The organism is Bradyrhizobium sp. WBOS08 (assembly GCF_024585125.1).
Taxonomy (GTDB): domain Bacteria; phylum Pseudomonadota; class Alphaproteobacteria; order Rhizobiales; family Xanthobacteraceae; genus Bradyrhizobium; species Bradyrhizobium japonicum_B.
Genome location: NZ_CP028988.1, coordinates 4,969,885 through 4,987,469 on the forward strand (window position 1 = coordinate 4,969,885; position 17,585 = coordinate 4,987,469).

General features: G+C 66.0%; 16 protein-coding genes. 15 read left to right on the top strand and 1 reads right to left on the bottom strand.

Features of this window, described 5'->3' with window-relative positions:
• Positions 1-33: 33 nt before the first annotated feature.
• The 9 genes from DCM80_RS23270 to DCM80_RS23310 all read left to right on the top strand — a co-directional run bounded on the left by DCM80_RS23270 (position 34) and on the right by DCM80_RS23310 (position 9,562).
• Positions 34-696 (top strand): HAD family hydrolase, encoded by a 663-nt coding sequence (locus DCM80_RS23270; protein WP_257193873.1) that lies wholly within the window; start codon positions 34-36, stop codon positions 694-696.
• Positions 697-703: 7 nt separating this feature from the next.
• Complete coding sequence (locus DCM80_RS23275) at positions 704-1,654, top strand: sugar-binding transcriptional regulator (RefSeq protein WP_257193874.1); 951 nt, start codon at positions 704-706, stop codon at positions 1,652-1,654.
• A 339-nt stretch (positions 1,655-1,993) separates the two neighbouring features.
• Complete coding sequence (locus tag DCM80_RS23280) at positions 1,994-3,247, top strand: sugar ABC transporter substrate-binding protein (protein ID WP_257198021.1); 1,254 nt, start codon at positions 1,994-1,996, stop codon at positions 3,245-3,247.
• 152 nt (positions 3,248-3,399) lie between these two features.
• Positions 3,400-4,272: a carbohydrate ABC transporter permease gene (locus DCM80_RS23285; protein WP_257193875.1), complete on the top strand. Its 873-nt coding sequence runs from the start codon at positions 3,400-3,402 to the stop codon at positions 4,270-4,272.
• Between the two features lie 3 nt (positions 4,273-4,275).
• Positions 4,276-5,106 carry a carbohydrate ABC transporter permease gene (locus DCM80_RS23290; RefSeq protein WP_257193876.1) on the top strand — a complete coding sequence of 277 codons (831 nt, stop codon included), beginning with the start codon at positions 4,276-4,278 and terminating at the stop codon, positions 5,104-5,106.
• A 15-nt stretch (positions 5,107-5,121) separates the two neighbouring features.
• Positions 5,122-6,129, top strand: coding sequence for an ABC transporter ATP-binding protein (locus tag DCM80_RS23295; protein WP_257193878.1), 1,008 nt, complete (start codon positions 5,122-5,124; stop codon positions 6,127-6,129).
• Between the two features lie 31 nt (positions 6,130-6,160).
• A complete protein-coding gene (locus tag DCM80_RS23300) occupies positions 6,161-6,934 on the top strand; it encodes an SDR family NAD(P)-dependent oxidoreductase (RefSeq protein ID WP_257193879.1) in 774 nt (257 codons plus the stop codon).
• A gap of 40 nt (positions 6,935-6,974) precedes the next feature.
• Entirely contained in the window at positions 6,975-8,621 is a 1,647-nt protein-coding gene (locus tag DCM80_RS23305) for an FGGY-family carbohydrate kinase (protein WP_257193880.1), read from the top strand.
• Between the two features lie 5 nt (positions 8,622-8,626).
• Entirely contained in the window at positions 8,627-9,562 is a 936-nt protein-coding gene (locus DCM80_RS23310; RefSeq protein ID WP_257193881.1) for a carbohydrate kinase, read from the top strand.
• Positions 9,563-9,568: 6 nt separating this feature from the next.
• Here DCM80_RS23310 and DCM80_RS23315 read toward each other — a convergent pair whose 3' ends face one another.
• A complete protein-coding gene (locus DCM80_RS23315; RefSeq protein WP_257193882.1) occupies positions 9,569-10,456 on the bottom strand; it encodes a LysR family transcriptional regulator in 888 nt (295 codons plus the stop codon).
• Between the two features lie 135 nt (positions 10,457-10,591).
• On the opposite strand from DCM80_RS23315, the gene DCM80_RS23320 reads away from it, so the two are divergent.
• From DCM80_RS23320 to DCM80_RS23345, 6 genes are all read left to right on the top strand, one after another.
• Positions 10,592-12,013 carry an amidase gene (locus DCM80_RS23320; RefSeq protein ID WP_257198023.1) on the top strand — a complete coding sequence of 474 codons (1,422 nt, stop codon included), beginning with the start codon at positions 10,592-10,594 and terminating at the stop codon, positions 12,011-12,013.
• An 84-nt stretch (positions 12,014-12,097) separates the two neighbouring features.
• Positions 12,098-13,048 carry an ABC transporter permease gene (locus tag DCM80_RS23325; RefSeq protein WP_257193883.1) on the top strand — a complete coding sequence of 317 codons (951 nt, stop codon included), beginning with the start codon at positions 12,098-12,100 and terminating at the stop codon, positions 13,046-13,048.
• Positions 13,045-13,932, top strand: coding sequence for an ABC transporter permease (locus tag DCM80_RS23330; protein ID WP_257193885.1), 888 nt, complete (start codon positions 13,045-13,047; stop codon positions 13,930-13,932). Before DCM80_RS23325 ends, DCM80_RS23330 begins: the two co-directional genes overlap by 4 nt.
• A gap of 2 nt (positions 13,933-13,934) precedes the next feature.
• Entirely contained in the window at positions 13,935-14,948 is a 1,014-nt protein-coding gene (locus DCM80_RS23335) for an ABC transporter ATP-binding protein (RefSeq protein ID WP_257193886.1), read from the top strand.
• Positions 14,945-15,949, top strand: a complete 1,005-nt coding sequence (locus DCM80_RS23340) for an ABC transporter ATP-binding protein (protein ID WP_257193887.1) — start codon at positions 14,945-14,947, stop codon at positions 15,947-15,949. Before DCM80_RS23335 ends, DCM80_RS23340 begins: the two co-directional genes overlap by 4 nt.
• 55 nt (positions 15,950-16,004) lie before the next feature.
• Positions 16,005-17,498: an ABC transporter substrate-binding protein gene (locus tag DCM80_RS23345; RefSeq protein ID WP_257193889.1), complete on the top strand. Its 1,494-nt coding sequence runs from the start codon at positions 16,005-16,007 to the stop codon at positions 17,496-17,498.
• The last annotated feature ends 87 nt before the right edge of the window (positions 17,499-17,585 follow it).

Here is a 17,585-nt window from a genome sequence, read left to right on the forward strand (position 1 = left end):
GCTCACATTGTGGGCATATGATCGAATGGCCGGATGGAGCAGGACCGGCCGAGCCCCGAACTGATCATCTTCGATTGCGACGGCGTGCTCGTCGACAGCGAGCTATTGAGCTGCCGGTGCCTGTCCGAGGTGCTGGCCGAGTTCGATATCGCGCTCAGCCAGCAGCAGGCGCTCGAGCTCTTTCTCGGCCGCAGCACCAAGGCAATCGAGCAGCATTATCGTGGCCTCGGACAGACCGTGCCGGAGAGCTTTCTGCCGCGCTTGAAGTCGCAAGTGCTGTCGACCTTCGCAGCGTCGCTGCAGCCGATCCCCGGCATTGCCGGCGTGATATCCGACTTGTCGGTGCCGTTCTGCGTGGCCTCGTCCAGCGATTTCGACCGCGTGACGCTCTCCCTCGACGTCACCGGCCTGCGGGTGCATTTCGGCGAGCGGATCTACACCGCGCAAATGGTCAGGCATGGCAAGCCGGCGCCGGATCTCTTCCTGCTCGCGGCGGAGAAGATGGGAGCGCGGCCTGCACGCACGCTGGTGATCGAGGACAGCGTCAGCGGCGTTGCGGCGGCCAAGGCGGCCGGCATGACGGTCTGGGGATTTGTCGGCGGCAGCCATTACCGCGGCCGTGATGGGCAGGCTATATTGGCCGGCGCGGGGGCCGACCGGGTCTTCGCGCGCATGAGCGATTTCTGGGAGGCGTGAGGCCCGCATGGCCGCCGACAACGACAAGTCGCGATTGGACGATGCCGCGCGGGCCGGCTGGCTTTATTTCATCGCCGGTCACACCCAGGACGAGATCGCAAAGATGCTCCAGGTCTCGCGCGCCTCGGCGCAGCGGCTGGTCTCGCTGTGCCTCGCCGAACGCCTCATCACCTTTCGGCTCGAACATCCCATCGCCGCCTGCATGGAGCTTGCGGCGCGTCTGAAGCAGCGGTTCGACCTCGTCCATTGCGAGGTCGTGCCGGCCGATCCGGCTGCTCCCCAGGCCACCGCAGGCATCGCGGAGCGCTGCGCCAATCTGCTCGATGCGACGCTGCGGTCAGAGACGCCCGTGATCGTGGCGCTCGGCACCGGCCGTGCCGTGCGCGCCGCGGTCGAGCGCGTCACGCCGATCGACCGGCCCAATCACCAGATCGTCTCGTTGGTCGGCAACATCTCCGCCGACGGTTCGGCGAGCTTCTACGATACCGTCGGCCGGCTCGCGGACCGCACCGGAGCGCGGCACTATCCGATGCCGCTGCCGTTCCTGATGTCGTCGGAGGACGAGCGCAACAAGATGGTCCGCATCGAGCCGATCGCCAAGGTGAAGGCTGTCGCGGCCAAGGCGGATCTGCGCCTCGTCGGCATCGGCCAGATGGACCAGAAGGCGCAGGTTCACGTCGACGGCTTCGTCACCCGCGACGAATTGTTCGAGATGATGCGGCTCGGCGCCATCGGCGAGATCACCGGCTGGGCCTATGATTCCAAGGGACGTCTGCTCAAGGCCGGCACCAACAAGCGTCTCACCAGCATCCCGCCGGAAGTGCCGGCGAAGACCACGACGATCGGTGCCGCGGTGGGTGCAGCTAAGGTCGCAGCCATCGCGGCCGCCCTGAACGGCGGGCTGATCAACGGCCTCATCACCGACGAGACCACGGCAAGGGCGATTCTGGAGCGGTAGGGCGGCGGGCTAGCTTCTCGCGCCGCTGTCATCGTCCGCGTAGGCGGACGATCCAGTACGGCGCGGCCTCTCTCTTAGGGCAAACCAACTTACGACACGGAGTACTGGATGCCCCGCCTTCGCGGGGCATGACACCGAGGTTTGGGCCGGCCCCTTCCGCACCGCAGCACTCATAAGTTGCGGGAGCGCCCACGCGCCTGCTTGACAACGGCCGCTGCTCCGTTGAACATACACCCAACGCGTGGGCATATGCTCAAACGCGATTGAGGGGAGGTCACCGTGAAGCTCATCCTGGGCGCCGTCTGCGGCGCATCTGCACTTTTGCTGGCCGTCCCCGCGATGGCCGAAACGACCCTGACGATCGCCACCGTCAACAACGGCGACATGATCCGCATGCAGGGGCTGACGAGCGAATTCACCAAGAAGAACCCCGACATCACGGTGAAATGGGTAACGCTGGAGGAGAACGTGCTGCGCCAGCGGGTCACCACCGACATCGCCACCAAGGGCGGTCAATTCGACGTGCTCACCATCGGCACCTACGAGGTGCCGATCTGGGCCAAGAAGGGCTGGCTGGTGCCGCTCGCCAATCTCGGCGGCGACTACGATGTCGCCGACCTCCTGCCCAAGATCAAGGACGCGGTCTCCGTCGACGGCAAGCTCTACGCCGCACCGTTCTACGGCGAGAGCTCGATGGTGATGTATCGCACCGATCTGTTCGAGAAGGCCGGCCTGAAGATGCCGGAAAAGCCGACCTGGGATTTCGTGGTCGATGCCGCCAGGAAGCTCACCGACAAGGGTGCAGGCACCTACGGCATCTGCCTGCGCGGCAAGGCCGGCTGGGGCGAGAACATGGCGTTCCTGTCGGCGATGGCCAATTCCTACGGTGCGCGCTGGTTCGACGAGAAGTGGCAGCCCCAGTTCAACACGCCGGAATGGAAGACGACGCTGACGACCTACGTCAACCTCATGAAGGACGCCGGCCCGCCCGGCGCGAGCTCCAACGGCTTCAACGAGAACCTGGCGCTGTTCAACGCCGGCAAGTGCGCGATGTGGATCGACGCCACGGTCGCGGCATCCTTCGTCACCAACCCGAAGGACTCCAAGGTCGCGGACAAGGTCGGTTTCGCGCTGGCGCCCAACACCGGCCTCGGCAAGAACGCCAACTGGCTGTGGGCCTGGAATCTCGCGATCCCCGCCGGCTCCAAGAAGACGGAGGCTGCCGAGAAGTTCATCGCCTGGGCGACCAGCAAGGACTACACCAAGCTCGTGGCGTCGAAGGACGGCTGGGCCAACGTGCCGCCGGGCACGCGCACCTCGCTCTACCAGAACCCGGACTATCTGAAGGTCGCCCCGTTCGCGAAGCTGACGCTGGCCTCGATCGACGCGGCCGATCCGAACAAGCCGACGGTGAAGCCGGTGCCTTATGTCGGGGTGCAATACGCCGCGATTCCCGAATTCCAGGGCATCGGCACCCAGGTCGGCCAGCAATTCTCGGCCGCGCTTGCGGGCTCGATGACGGTCGATGCCGCGCTGACTGCGGCGCAATCGGCGACCGAGCGCGAGATGAAGCGCGCCGGTTACATCAAGTGAACCCGAGCTCGACCTCCTGAGCTCACACTTGCGGCCATCCGCCGATTCCCGGATGGATGGCCGCCTTCTTCCCGAGGTTTCGCTTTGACGCGTTTTCTTCCCGCGAACCGGTCTCCAACTCGCTTGAAAATGCTCTGAAGGAGAAGTCAGGCATGGCAACCCTGCAGACGCAGCTCCTTGCGCGCTCGCTCCTGACGCCTGCGGTCGGGCTGCTCTTCATCTGGATGATCGTTCCGCTCGCGCTGACGATCTATTTCTCGACCCTGCATTACAGCCTGCTCGATCCCGGCTCCGAGTCGTTCGTGGGCCTGGAGAACTTCCGCTACTTCCTCACCGATCCCGCCTTCCTGGCCTCGCTTCGGAACACGCTGGTGCTGGTCGGCTCCGTGCTCGCGCTGACGATCCTGCTCGGCATTCCGCTCGCGCTGCTGATGGACCAGCCGGTGATCGGGCGCAATGTCGTGCGGCTGATGGTGATCGCGCCATTCTTCGTGATGCCAACGGTCAGCGCGCTGGTCTGGAAGAACCTGTTGATGCATCCGGTGTCCGGCCTGTTCGCCTGGCTCGCCTCGTTGTTCGGCCTGACGCCGATCGACTGGTTCAACGACGTGCCACTGTTTGCGGTGATCCTGATCGTGACCTGGCAATGGCTGCCGTTCGCGACGCTGATCCTGCTCACCGCGCTGCAATCGCTCGACGAAGAGCAGAAGGAGGCGGCCGAAATGGACGGCGCCCGCGCGCTATCGACCTTCATCTACATCACGCTGCCGCATCTTGCGCGTCCCATCACGGTGGTGATCCTGATCGAGACCATCTTCCTGCTGACGGTGTTCGCCGAGATCTTCGTCACGACAGGGGGAGGGCCGGGCCTGCAAACCACCAACATCGCCTTCCTGATCTATTCGCAGGCGCTGATCCAGTTCGACGTCGGCACCGCCTCGGCGGGCGGCCTCGTCGCCGTGGTGATCGCCAACGTCGTCGCCTTCTTCCTCGTCCGCATCGTCGGCCGCAATCTGGAGGCTTGAAGCATGGCGCGGATGGCGACGACGCGACGGGTGGTGGTCTCGACGATCGGAGCGTGGTCCTTCGGCTTCCTGATCTTCTTCCCGATCCTGTGGATGATGCTGACGAGCTTCAAGACCGAGCTCGAGGCCTTTGCCATACCGCCGTCCTTCCTGCTCTTCCACTGGACCACGGAGAACTATGCCACCGTGCAGGAGCGCAGCGACTATTTCCACCACGCGATGAACTCGATCGTCATCGCCGGCGGCTCGACGCTCATCGCTCTCTTGATCGCCATTCCTGCGGCCTGGTCGATGGCGTTCTCGCCGACCAAGCGCACCAAGGACATCCTGCTCTGGATGCTCTCGACCAAGATGATGCCGCCGGTCGGGGTCTTGGTGCCGATCTACCTGATCTACAAGTCCTTCGGTCTGCTGGATTCCCGCATCGGTCTCGTCTTCATCCTGTGCCTCGGCAACCTGCCGATCGTCATCTGGATGCTCTTCACCTATTTCAAGGAAATCCCGCGCGACATTCTCGAAGTCGCACGCATGGACGGCGCCACCATCGGCCGCGAGCTGGTCTACGTGCTGACGCCGATGGCGATCCCGGGGCTGGCGTCCACGATGCTGCTGAACCTGATCCTCGCCTGGAACGAGGCGTTCTGGACGCTCAATTTGTCGACCTCGAACGCGGCGCCCCTGACCACGTTCATCGCCTCCTATTCGAGCCCGGAAGGGCTGTTCTGGGCAAAGCTGTCGGCGGCCTCGACGATGGCGATCGCGCCCATTCTCGTCCTCGGTTGGTTCAGCCAGAAGCAGCTCGTGCGCGGGCTCACCTTCGGCGCGGTGAAGTAGAGGGGCTGCCGGATCATGGGTCAGATCACACTTCAAGGCGTGCAGAAATCGTTCGGCCCCGTGCACATCATCAAAGGCGCCGATTTGGATATCGCCGACGGCTCCTTCGTGGTCTTCGTCGGTCCGTCCGGCTGCGGCAAGACGACCTTGCTGCGGCTGATTGCCGGTCTCGAAGACGTCTCCGGCGGCAGGATCCTGATCGACGGCAAGAACGTCGTCGACACGCCGCCCGCCAAGCGCGGACTGTCGATGGTGTTTCAGTCCTACGCGCTCTATCCGCACATGAGCGTGCGCGGCAATATCGGCTTCGGCCTGAAGATGGCGGGGCTGCCGAAGGACGAGATTAACCGCAAGGTCGAGGCCGCCGCCGCCACGCTGAACCTCACGCCCTATCTCGACCGCAAGCCGCGCGAGCTCTCCGGCGGTCAGCGCCAGCGCGTCGCGATCGGCCGCGCCATCGTGCGCGAGCCCAAGGCGTTCCTGTTCGACGAGCCGCTGTCCAATCTCGATGCAGCGCTACGCGTGCAGATGCGCATCGAGGTGACGCGGCTGCAGAAGCAGCTCGGCACGACCGCGATCTACGTCACCCACGACCAGGTCGAGGCCATGACCATGGCCGACAAGATCGTCGTGCTCAACGGCGGCAAGATCGAGCAATATGGCTCGCCGCTGGAGCTCTACGAGCGGCCGGCCAATCTCTTCGTCGCCGGCTTCATCGGCTCGCCCAGGATGAATTTCGTCACCGGGGAGCTCGCTGCGCAGCAGGGCGCGACCACGATCGGCGTACGGCCGGAGCACCTCAAGATCGATCGCGACGGCGCCGGCGGCTGGCTGGGCACGATCGCGGTCGCCGAGCATCTCGGCAGCGACACCTTTCTTTATGTCGAAGCCGGTGCGCTCGGCATGCTGACGGCGCGCTATGTCGGGGAATTGAGCCTGCACGCCGGCGACCGCGTCTCGCTGTTGCCGGACCCTGCGCGCATCCACCGCTTCGACGAGGCCGGCAACGCGCTTCGAAGCTGACAAGAAACGTCAAGACAACGGAAACACCGCCATGTACCTGGAAAAATTCAAGCTGAACGGCAAGACCGCGTTCATCACCGGCGGCGGGCAGGGCATCGGCCTTGGCTGCGCGGAAGCGCTGGCTGAAGCCGGCGCCAGGGTGATCATCGGCGACCGCGACGGCAAGGTCGCCGACAGCGCCAAGGCCAGCCTGAAGGCAAAGGGCTTCGACATCGAGACCGCAATCATGGACGTGACCGATACCAGGCGGGTGGCGGAAGTCGCGAACGACCTCGTCGCCCGCCACGGCAAGGTCGACATTCTCGTCAACAATGCCGGCATCGCCCGCAGCGAAACGCCGGCCGAAACCGTCACCGACGAGCACTGGCTCAATGTCATCGACGTCAATCTCAACGGCACGTTCTGGTGCTGCCGCGAATTCGGCAAGCACATGCTGAAGGCGAAAAGCGGCGCCATCGTCAACGTCGGCTCGATGTCCGGCTTCATCGTCAACAAGCCGCAGGAGCAGTGCTTCTATAACGCCTCCAAGGCTGCCGTGCATCACCTGACCAAATCGCTGGCCGCCGAATGGGGCGCGCGCGGCATCCGCGTCAATGCAGTGGCGCCGACCTATATCGAGACGCCGCTCAACGCCTTCGTGAAGAGCAATGCCAGGATGTACGACGCCTGGATCGGTGGAACTCCGATGGCGCGGATGGGACAGGTCGAGGAGATCGCCTCCGTCGTGCTGTTCCTCTCCTCGGAAGCCGCGAGCCTGATGACCGGCAGCATCGTGCTGGTGGATGGCGGCTACACTTGCTGGTAGGCTCACCGTCAAAACCGACGGAAAGCGACCGGGAGCCACAATGCCGCGAGCGTATATCGGCGTCGACGTAGGGACCACCAGCACGCGGGCAGGAGTGTTTGACGAGGCCGGAAACCTGCTCGCGACCGCGCGGCATCCGATCCGAATCTGGCACGAGGCCGGCGACGTCGTCGAGCAGTCGTCTCAGGACATCTGGGAGGCCTGCACGACGTCGGTGCGAGCGGCGATGGCGCAAGCGAGCATTTCGCCCGACAGCATCAGCGGCATCGGCTTTGACGCCACGTGTTCGCTGGTTGTCCTCGACAGGCAGGGCGAGCCGCTCACCGTCAGCGCGTCCGGCGAGGCGCAGCGCAATGTCATCGTCTGGATGGATCATCGTGCCATTGCCGAGGCACGGCTGATCAACGAGACCGAAGATGCCGTGCTGCGCTATGTCGGCGGCTCGATCTCGCCGGAGATGGAAATGCCGAAGCTGCTATGGCTGAAGCGGCACCTTCGTGGCAGCTTCGACGCCGCCGGCCACTTCTTCGATCTGGCGGACTATCTGACCTGGCGCGCGACTGGCTCGCTGCAGCGCTCGACCTGCACCGTCACCTGCAAGTGGAATTATCTGGCCCACGACGGCGGCGGCTGGAGCGCGCAGTTCTTCAAGCGCATCGGCCTGTCGGACTTCGTGAACGAGAGATACGCCCGCATCGGCACCGAGATCGTCGCCCCCGGCGCGCGGCTCGGCCGCGGTCTCACCCGCACGGCCGCGGCCGAGCTCGGCCTGTTCCCGGGCACGCCGGTCGGTGCCTCGTTGATAGACGCCCATGCCGGCGGCATCGGCGCTATCGGCGGCCGCGACGGCTCGGGCGGGGACAGCGATGTCTGCGACCGGCTCGCCTACATCATGGGGACGTCGGCCTGCATCATGGCGACGACCAAGGAGCCGTGCTTCGTGCCGGGTGTGTGGGGACCCTATTACTCCGGCATGGTCCCGGACTTCTGGCTCAACGAGGGCGGTCAGTCTGCCGCGGGCGCCGCGATCGACCATCTGCTCAAGTCGCATCCGGCCCATGCAGAGGCCAGCGCGGCGGCGCGCGGCGAGGGGCTCGACCTCATCGACTTCCTCGAGCGCCGGATCATCGCACGCGCCGGCGATGCCAGCCGCGCCGCGCTGCTCGCCCGCGATATCCATGTCCTTCCTGAGTTCATCGGCAACCGCTCGCCCCACGCCGATCCGGATACGCGCGCGGTGATCGCGGGCCTCGATCTCGACACCGACATCGCCTCGATGGAGCGGATGTTCGTCGCCGGTCTGTGCGGGCTGGCCTATGGACTCGCCGAGGTGATCGAGGCCTTTGCCGCGCATGGCGTGCGCGCCAGCATGATGATCATGGGCGGCGGCGCCAGCCGCAGCCCGCTGGTACGGCAGATCATGGCCGACACGACGGGGCTCACCGTCGCGTTGCCGCAGACGAAGGAGCCGGTGCTGCTCGGTGCCGCGATGCTGGGGGCGGTGGCCGGCGGGGCCTATGCGTCGATCGGCGAGACCATGGCCAGGATGTCGGCGCTGGGACGGAAGAGCGAGCCGACCGCGCCCGACATGGCGGCGTTTCACACCCGCAAGCGCGAGGTCTACAAGCTGCTGCGCGAACTCGATCGCGGCAGCCGCGCGGCGATGAGCGGCATCGCGAGAGGTTGAAGGACATGCTGATTGCCTGCGGCGATGCGCTGATCGATTTCGTGCCGACGCGAACCGCCGAGGGACGCGAGGCGGTGATGCCGGCCGTCGGCGGCTCCTGCCTCAATGTCGCGATCGGCATGGCGCGGCTGGGCGCGCCGACCGGCTTCGTCGGCGGCATCTCGACCGATCTGTTCGGGCGGATGATCGCAGATCATGCCGCGGCCTCTCACGTCGACCTCGATCTCGCGACCCGCAGCGATCACCAGACCACGCTGGCCTTCGTCCGCATCGTCGCGGGCGAGTCGCACTACGCCTTCTACGATGCCGAGACCGCGACGCGGAACTGGACCTACCGGCGCGGGTCCATTCGCTTCGACACGGTCGAGGCCGTCCATGTCGGCTCGACCACCCTGGTCAACCACCACGGCGCGGCCGAGACCAAGGCCCTGATTGCGGACGCGCGGGCGGCTTCGACGATCTCCTTCGATCCGAATTGCCGGCCCAATCTGGTCAAGGACAAGCCGGCCTATCTCGCGCGCATGGCGGAGTTCGCGAACCAAGCCGATCTCATCAAGATGTCGGACGTCGACTTCGACTATCTCTTCGGCGAGGAGCCGTATCCGCAGCGCGCGCGCGTGCTGCTCGGGCAGGGCACCAGCCTCGTCGTCATCACCCGCGGCAATCATGGCGCGATCGCCTGGCACGCGGGGGCAGGCCAGATCGAGGTCGAAGCACCCAAGGTCGACGTTGCCGACACGATCGGCGCGGGCGACAGCTTTCAGGCGGCGCTGCTGTTTGCTCTGCATAAGCAGGGACGCATTGCCCGGGAAGCATTGCAGGACATCAGTGCCGACGAACTCCGCCACGCGCTGTCCTTTGCCGCCAATTGCGCCGGCCTCACCTGTACGCGCCCGGGCGCCGATCCGCCCTGGAGCAAGGAGATCACTCGGAGCTGGTAGAGCGCCTCACATCCGCGCGACCGCCTTCTCGGCGCATTTGAGAAATCTGGAGATCACCGGGCTTTGGGAATCCCGTCGCCAGCAGACGGCGATATCGAGGGAGTCGGTGGCATCGCGCAGTGGCCGGAACACGATGCCGCGCGGCGCGCCAAGCTTGGCGCAGCTCGGCACGATCGCAAAGCCTTCGCCGGCGAGAACCAGGCTCATCGCCGAATGCACCGTCTCGACCCGGCTCGCGATCGGCATCACGATCTGATGCCGGCGCAGCAGGGCCGCGACTGCGGAGGAGGCCGGATCCTGCTCCGGCGGCGGCAACGCGATCAGCGGGCGGCCGTGCAACCGCTCCATCGGCACCGCACTCAGCCGTGCGAGTGGCGAGCGGATCGGCATTGCCAGCATGAATGGCTGCACGCCGATCCGCGCCACCTGGATCTCGGGATGGTTGATGGCCGGCATGCACAGCGCGACCGTGACGCTGCGATCGAGCAGCCGGGCTTCGCGCGTCGACGCGCTGAGCTCGGCGAATTCGAGGTCGACGCCGGGAATGGATCGCCGCAGCTCCGGAATCAAAGATGGCAGCATCGCATTCGCCAGCACGAACATGTAGCCGACCGAGAGCCGCCCGCGCTTGCCGGCGGCGACCGCGCGCGCGGCTTCGGCGCCGTCGACGGCCAGCGCCAGCGCCTCGCTCGCGCGGGCCAGCAGCGCCTGGCCGGCCTCGGTCAGGTCCATGCCCCGGGTGCCGCGGCGGAACAGCGGCGCGCCGATCTCGGCCTCGAGCTTGCGGATCTGGACCGAGAGCGGAGGCTGCGCCATCCGCAGCCGCTCGGCGGCCTTGCCGATGCTGCGCGCCTCGGCGACGGCGACGAAATAGCGGAGCCGGCGAAGATCCATTGGCATACCGAAAACGTATGGGTTGACGATCAAAATCGTATTGGACGGCGAGTTAACAAAACTGTCATTCTCGCTGTCAATGTCTTGTCGGTGTCCTGGGGCCAATTGCGGCCCGCTTCGGAGCGTGATGTGGCGATCAAGGGCGACCCCTGTTTCTTGTCCGCAACCGAGCTGCGCGGCCTCATTGCCGCAAAGAAGATTTCGCCGGTCGAGATCGTCCGTGCCGTGCTCGCGCGCGCCGAGGCGCTCCAACCCGAATTGAACTGCTTCATCACGCTCTGTGGCGAGGAGGCGATGGCGCAGGCGCGCGCGGCCGAGCGCAAGCTGATGGCCGGTGAGCCGCTCGGTCTGCTGCACGGCATCCCCGTCACCGTCAAGGACATCGTCAACACCAGGGGCGTCAAGACCACCTTCGGTGCCGTTCCCTACAAGGACAACGTGCCGAATGAGGACGCCGTCGCGGTGGCGCGGCTGCGCAGCGAAGGCGCGATCCTGATCGGCAAGACCACCACGCCGGAATTCGGCAGCAAGTGCCTGACGGATTCTCCGCTGTTCGGCCGGACCCGAAACGCCTGGGACGCCTGTCGCTCCTCCGGCGGCTCCAGCGGCGGCGCGGCGGTTGCGGTCGCCAGCGGCATCGCGCCGCTTGCGATTGCGACCGATGGCGGCGGCTCGACGCGGATTCCCGCCGCCTGCAACGGCGTGGTCGGCCTGAAGCAGAGCAACGGCATCATCCCGCACAGCCAGGCGCTCGATGTGTTCGGCAACCAGACCTATGTCACGCCGACCACGCGAACCGTCGCCGACACCGCGCTGATGATGCAGGCGATGGCGGGCGAGGACGCCTGCGATCCCTGGTCGATCGGCGTGCCAGTGCCGGACTTCATCGGCAGCGCGGCGCCGCGCGGCGATCTGCGTGGGCTCAGGATCCTGTACTGCCTGACGCCGCCGGGCCGTCCGGTGTCCGCGGAGGTCACCGCCAATTTCAAGGCGAGCCTCGACCGGCTGGCAGGGCTGGGGGCCGAGCTCGAGGAATTCTCGGGCGACGGTTTCGACATCGAGCCGATCTGGCGCGCCATCAACCACACGGTCTGGCGCACGCGCTTTGCCAACCTCGCCGCCGAGCACAAGGACGAGCTGAGCGAGGCTTTCCTCAAGCAGCTCGCACTTGCCACCGAGGTCAGCGGCGTCGACTACCAGGAGGCGATGTTCGCGCGCACCGCACTGTTCCGCCGGGTGCAATCGTTGCTTGCGCGAGGGCACCTGCTGGCGATGCCGACCCTGACGCGGACGGCGTTGCCGATCGGCCAGGACTTGTTCGGCACCATCGAGATCGACGGTCGGCATTTCGACAGCGTTCGCCCGCATTGGTTCCCCTGGACCATGCCGTTCAACATGACCGGCCATCCCGCCATCAGCCTGCCTTCCGGCTTCGGCCGTGACGGCTTGCCGATCGGCTTGCAGCTGGTCGGCCGCTTCCGCGCGGATGCGGAGCTGCTGCGCGTCTGCGCCTTGTTCGAGGCCTCCGCAGGGCTTCTGTCCCGCTGGCCGGAATGACGACATGCCCCCGCAGCTAAAGGCTTGCCTCTGTCGTCCGGACATGTTGATCGTGCCGCAGCTGAGCCCTGAAGCCGAGCGCGCATGAGCGTATTTGTCCTCCGACGTCTGGTGACCTTGCTAGCGACGCTGGTCGGCGCATCGCTGATCATCTTCCTCGTGCTCGATGCGCTTCCCGGCAATGCCGCGCAGATGCTGATGGGCGCCGATGCCTCGCCGGACGCGGTGCGCGCGCTCACCATCAAGCTCGGGCTCGACCAGCCCCTGGCGGTTCGCTATCTGCAATGGATCAAGGGACTTCTGTCCGGCGATCTCGGCAATTCCTATGTCTACGGCACGCCGGTCGCCAGTCTGATCGGGGAGCGGTTGCTGCTGACCGTGCCGCTCGCGATCATGGCCATGTCGATCACGGTGACGCTGGCGCTCTCGGCCGGCGTCTACACTGCCGCCAACCACAACAAGCTCGGCGACGTCGGCGTGATGTCGCTGACGCAGATCGGCATCGCGCTGCCCAATTTCTGGTTTGCGATCCTGCTGGTGCTGTTGTTCTCCGTGCGGCTGCAATGGCTCTCGGCGGGCGGCTTTGCCGGCTGGGAGGACGGCATCTGGCTCGGCTTCAAATCGCTGCTGCTGCCGGCGATCTCTCTCGCGGTGGTGCAGGCCGCGATCCTGGCGCGCGTTACGCGCTCCGCCGTGCTGGAAGTGCTGCGCGAGGATTTCGTCCGCACCGCGCGCGCCAAAGGGCTCGGCAAGCGCGAGGTGCTGTGGAGCCACGTGCTGCGCAACGCCATGATCCCCGTGATGACGGTGATGGGGCTGCAATTCGCCAATCTGCTGGCCGGCACCATCGTGATCGAGAACGTGTTCTACCTGCCGGGGCTCGGCCGCCTGATCTTCCAGTCGATCGCCAACCGCGACCTGATCGTGGTGCGCAATTGCGTGATGCTGCTCGCGACCATGGTCGTCATCGTCAATTTCGTGGTCGACGTGCTCTACGCCTTGATCGATCCCCGCATCAAGGTCCACGACCTGTGAGCGCGCCCATGACCATCGACGCGCCCCTCGCAACGCGGCCGTTGCCGGCCCGGACCTTCTGGCGCCGCGCGCTGCGCCACCGCAGCTTCGTGCTCGGCGGCGCGTTGAGCCTTCTCGTGCTCGCCTCGGCACTCATGTCGCTGGTGTGGACGCCGTGGTCGCCTTACGAGATCGACATCGCCTCGAAGCTGCGGCCGCCGTCGGCGACGCATTGGCTCGGCACCGATTCCTTCGGCCGCGACATCCTCTCGCTGCTGCTTGCCGGCGCCCGCTCCACCATCATGGTCGGAATCATCGCCGTCAGCATCGGTCTCACCTTCGGCGTCACGCTCGGCCTGATCGCCTCGGCGCGCCGCGGCTGGACCGAAGAGATCATCATGCGCTTCTCCGACTTCACCTTCGCCTTTCCGGCCGTGCTGTCCGCGATCATGCTCGCCGCGGTGGCGGGGCCGGGCATGGTCACATCGATCGTCGCGATCGGCATCTTCCAGATCCCGACGCTGACGCGGCTGACGCGGGGCTCGGCCAATGCGATCTGGGCGCGCGAATTCGTGCTGGCCGCGCGCGCCGCGGGCAAGGGGCGCTTCCGCATCACCATCGAGCACGTGCTGCCCAACATCCTGTCGATCCTGATTGTGCAGGTCACGATCCAGTTCGCGCTCGCCATTCTCGCCGAAGCGGCGCTGTCCTATCTCGGCCTCGGCACGCAGCCGCCGCAACCGTCCTGGGGGCGGATGTTGAACGATGCGCAAACCCTGCTGTTCCAATCGCCGATGCTCGCGGTCTATCCGGGCGCAGCGATCGCCATCGCGGTGCTGGGCCTCAATCTGCTCGGCGACGGCTTGCGCGACCTGCTTGATCCAAGATTGGCGCGCGAGCGATGACCATGGCCGAGCGCTCCGACATGCCTCTGATCGAAGTCGAGAATCTCGGCGTCCGCCTCAACACCAGTCGCGGGCCGGCGCAGGCCGTACGCGGCCTCAGCTTCTCGCTGAAGCGCGGCGAGACGCTCGGGCTCGTCGGCGAGTCCGGTTGCGGCAAGTCGGTCACTGCGATGTCGCTGATGGGATTGCTGCCGGATAGCGCCGTGGTCTCGGGCAGCATCAAGCTCGATGGCCACGAGCTAGTGGGATTGCCGGATGCGGATTATTGCCGCCTGCGCGGCAACCGCATCAGCATGATCTTCCAGGAACCGATGACCGCGCTCAACCCGATGCACACGATCGGCGATCAGGTCGCCGAGCCCCTGCGACGGCACAAGACATACTCGGCGGCGCAGGCGCGCAGAGAGACGATCGCCTTGCTCGACCGCGTCGGACTGCCCGATCCTGCGCGGCGCGTCGATGCCTATCCGCACCAGTTTTCCGGCGGCCAGCGCCAGCGCATCACCATCGCGATGGCGCTCGCCTGCGAGCCGGACCTCTTGATCGCGGACGAGCCGACCACCGCGCTCGACGTTACCATCCAGGGCCAGATCCTCGACCTCATTGCCGATCTCGTCGAGGAGCGCGGCATGTCGATGATCCTGATCTCGCACGATCTCGGCGTCATCGCCGAGAACGTGCAGCGCATGATGGTGATGTATGGCGGCGCCGTCGTCGAGAGCGGACCGACCGAAGAGGTCTTCCGCCGCATGGGCCATCCCTATACGCAGGGCCTGTTCCGCGCCCGGCCGAAGCTCGGCGCGCGCAAGGGGACGCGGCTGCAGACGATCTCGGGCACGGTGCCGGAGCTGGCCGATCTGCCAACGGGGTGCACCTTCTCCGACCGCTGTCCGCTGGTGATCGATGCGTGTCGCGCCGCGCTGCCGCCGATGGTGGAGGTCGGACCGCGCCATGGCGTGCGCTGCATCAGGACCGACGTGTCGATGGCAGAACGTGTCGGAGCGCTGACCGCATGACCGCCGCGCCGCTTCTCGACGTGAAGGATCTCGAACAGCGCTATGCGCTGCCGCGGGAAAGCCTGTTCCGGGCGCCGGGGCAGGTGCGTGCGCTCAATGGTGTCAGCGTGCAGGTGGCCGCGGGCAAGAGCCTCGGCGTCGTCGGCGAATCCGGCTCGGGCAAGTCGACCTTCGCGCGGCTGGTGATGGCGCTGGAGCGGCCGACGTCGGGACAGGTCGCGCTGCTCGGCCGCGATCTCAACCGCATTCCCGCGGACGAATTGCGTCGCGCCCGCCGTGATTTCCAGATGGTGTTCCAGGATCCCTACGGCTCGCTCGATCCGCGCCAGACCATCGCGCGCATCGTGGCCGAGCCGCTGACCGTGCTGGAGGGAGCCGACCGCACCACGTTCCGCGACCGCGTCGCCGCGGTACTGCGCCAGGTCGGCTTGCGCGATGCCGACATGGAGAAATATCCGCACGAGTTCTCGGGCGGACAGCGCCAGCGCATCGCCATCGCGCGCGCGCTGATCACCCAGCCCAAGCTGATCGTCGCCGACGAGCCGGTCTCCGCGCTCGACGTCTCCGTGCAGGCCCAGGTGCTGAACCTGATGCAGGATCTCCAGGAGCAGTTCGGCCTCAGCTATATCCTGATCAGCCACGACCTCGCCGTCGTCGACTATCTCTGCGACGAGGTCGCGGTGATGTATCTCGGCCGGATCGTCGAGCAGGGGCGGCCCGAGGACCTTTTCGAGCATTGTGCCCATCCCTATACGCGGGCGCTGCTGGAGGCGGTGCCGCGGGCGCGTGCCGGCGGAGGTCGGCGGCGGCGCGGCGGCCAGGCCATCGCCTCGCAATCGGCGGCGGCGGCCGGATGTCCCTATGCCGCGCGTTGCCCGCTTGCCGAGCAGCATTGCCGCGAGGCCCTGCCTGCGTTACGCAAGGTCGGCGAGGGACACCTTGCCGCCTGCCACAGGGCGGAGGCCGTGATGGCGTTGCCGCAGGTCGCGATGGAAGGTTAGTGTCCGGAGCCGGATTGGCGTAGGCTGAAGAACGGAACAGGCCGGGGAGTTACGCATGTTGAGGAAATTGTCGATTGTCGCCGTAGCGGCTGCGCTCGTCGCGGCGCCTTTGCCCGTGCTGGCGCAGAGCAAGAAGGACAGCGTCGTCATGGGGATGACGCTGGAGCCGCCGGGGCTCGATCCCACCAATGCCGCCGCCGCGGCGATCGCCGAGGTCACGCTCTACAACATCTACGAGACGCTGACCAAGATCAACGAGGACGGCTCGGTCTCGCCGCTGCTGGCCGAGAGCTGGACCGCTTCACCCGATCTGAAGACCTACACCTTCAAGCTGCGCAAGGGCGTCAAATTCCACAATGGCGAGCCGTTCGATTCCGCGACGGTGAAGTTTTCGTTCGAGCGCAACGCCGCGCCGACCAGCACCAACAAGGACAAGAGCCTGTTCCAGGCGTTCGAGAAGGTCGACGCGCCCGACGCCAACACGATCGTGATCACCCTGAAATATTCCGAGCCAAACCTGCCTTTCCTGCTGGGACAGGCGAGCGGCTCGATCGTCGAGCCCAAGAGCGCTGGCACCAACGTCACCCAGCCGGTCGGGACCGGCCCCTATCAGCTGGGCGCCTGGGCCAAGGGCTCCTCGATCACGCTCAACAAATGGGCGGCCTATCGCAACGCCTCCGCAATCAAGCTCTCGAAGGTGACGATCCGCTTCATCTCCGATCCGGCCGCCCAGGCCGCGGCGCTGCTGTCGAACGACGTCGACGCGTTTCCGCGCATTGCAACCCGCGTCGTTGCCCAGTTCAAGAGCGATCCGCGCTTCACGGTGCTGATCGGCGGATCCAGGGCCAAGACCATCGTCGCGATCAATCATCGGAAGAAGCCGCTCGACGACGTCCGCGTTCGCCGCGCCATTCTCGCTGCGATCGACCGCAAGGCGTTGATCGACGGCGCCGTCGAGGGGTTCGGCACGCCGATCGGTAGCTTCTACACGCCGGGATCGCTCGGCTACGTCGACACCACCGGCGTCAATCCCTACGACCCCGAGAAGGCCAAGAAGCTGCTCACTGAAGCCGGCGTCACCGCGCCGCTCGAGCTGTCGCTGAAGCTGCCGCCGCCGCCCTATGCGCGGCAGGGCGGCGAGATCGTCGCGGCCCAGCTCGCCAAGGTCGGCATCGTCGCCAAGATCGAGAACGTCGAATGGGCGCAATGGCTGTCGCAGGTGTTCGCCGGCAATGGCCCGCACAATTTCGACCTCACCATCGTCAGCCACGTCGAGCCGTTCGATCTCGTCAAGATCACCGAGCCCGACTACTATCTCGGTTACAACAACGAGAAGTTCAACGCGCTCTACAAGCAGATCGTGTCGACGCCGGAAGAAGCCGCCCGCGCCAAGCTGCTCGGCGACGCCCAGCGCATGCTGGCCACCGACGCCGTCTCCGCCTACCTGTTCCAGCCGCAATGGCCCACCGTCATCAACAAGAAGCTGAAGGGCGTCTGGAAGGAAGTCCCGCAGTTCGAGAACGATTTCTCGGCCTGGGCCTGGGAGTAGGCGCACTCGATCCGGTCGAGCCCGTGACTGCAATCTTGGCCTTTCCCGTCGGGGAGAGGCCGATCGTTTGCCTGTTCCAGATCAAAA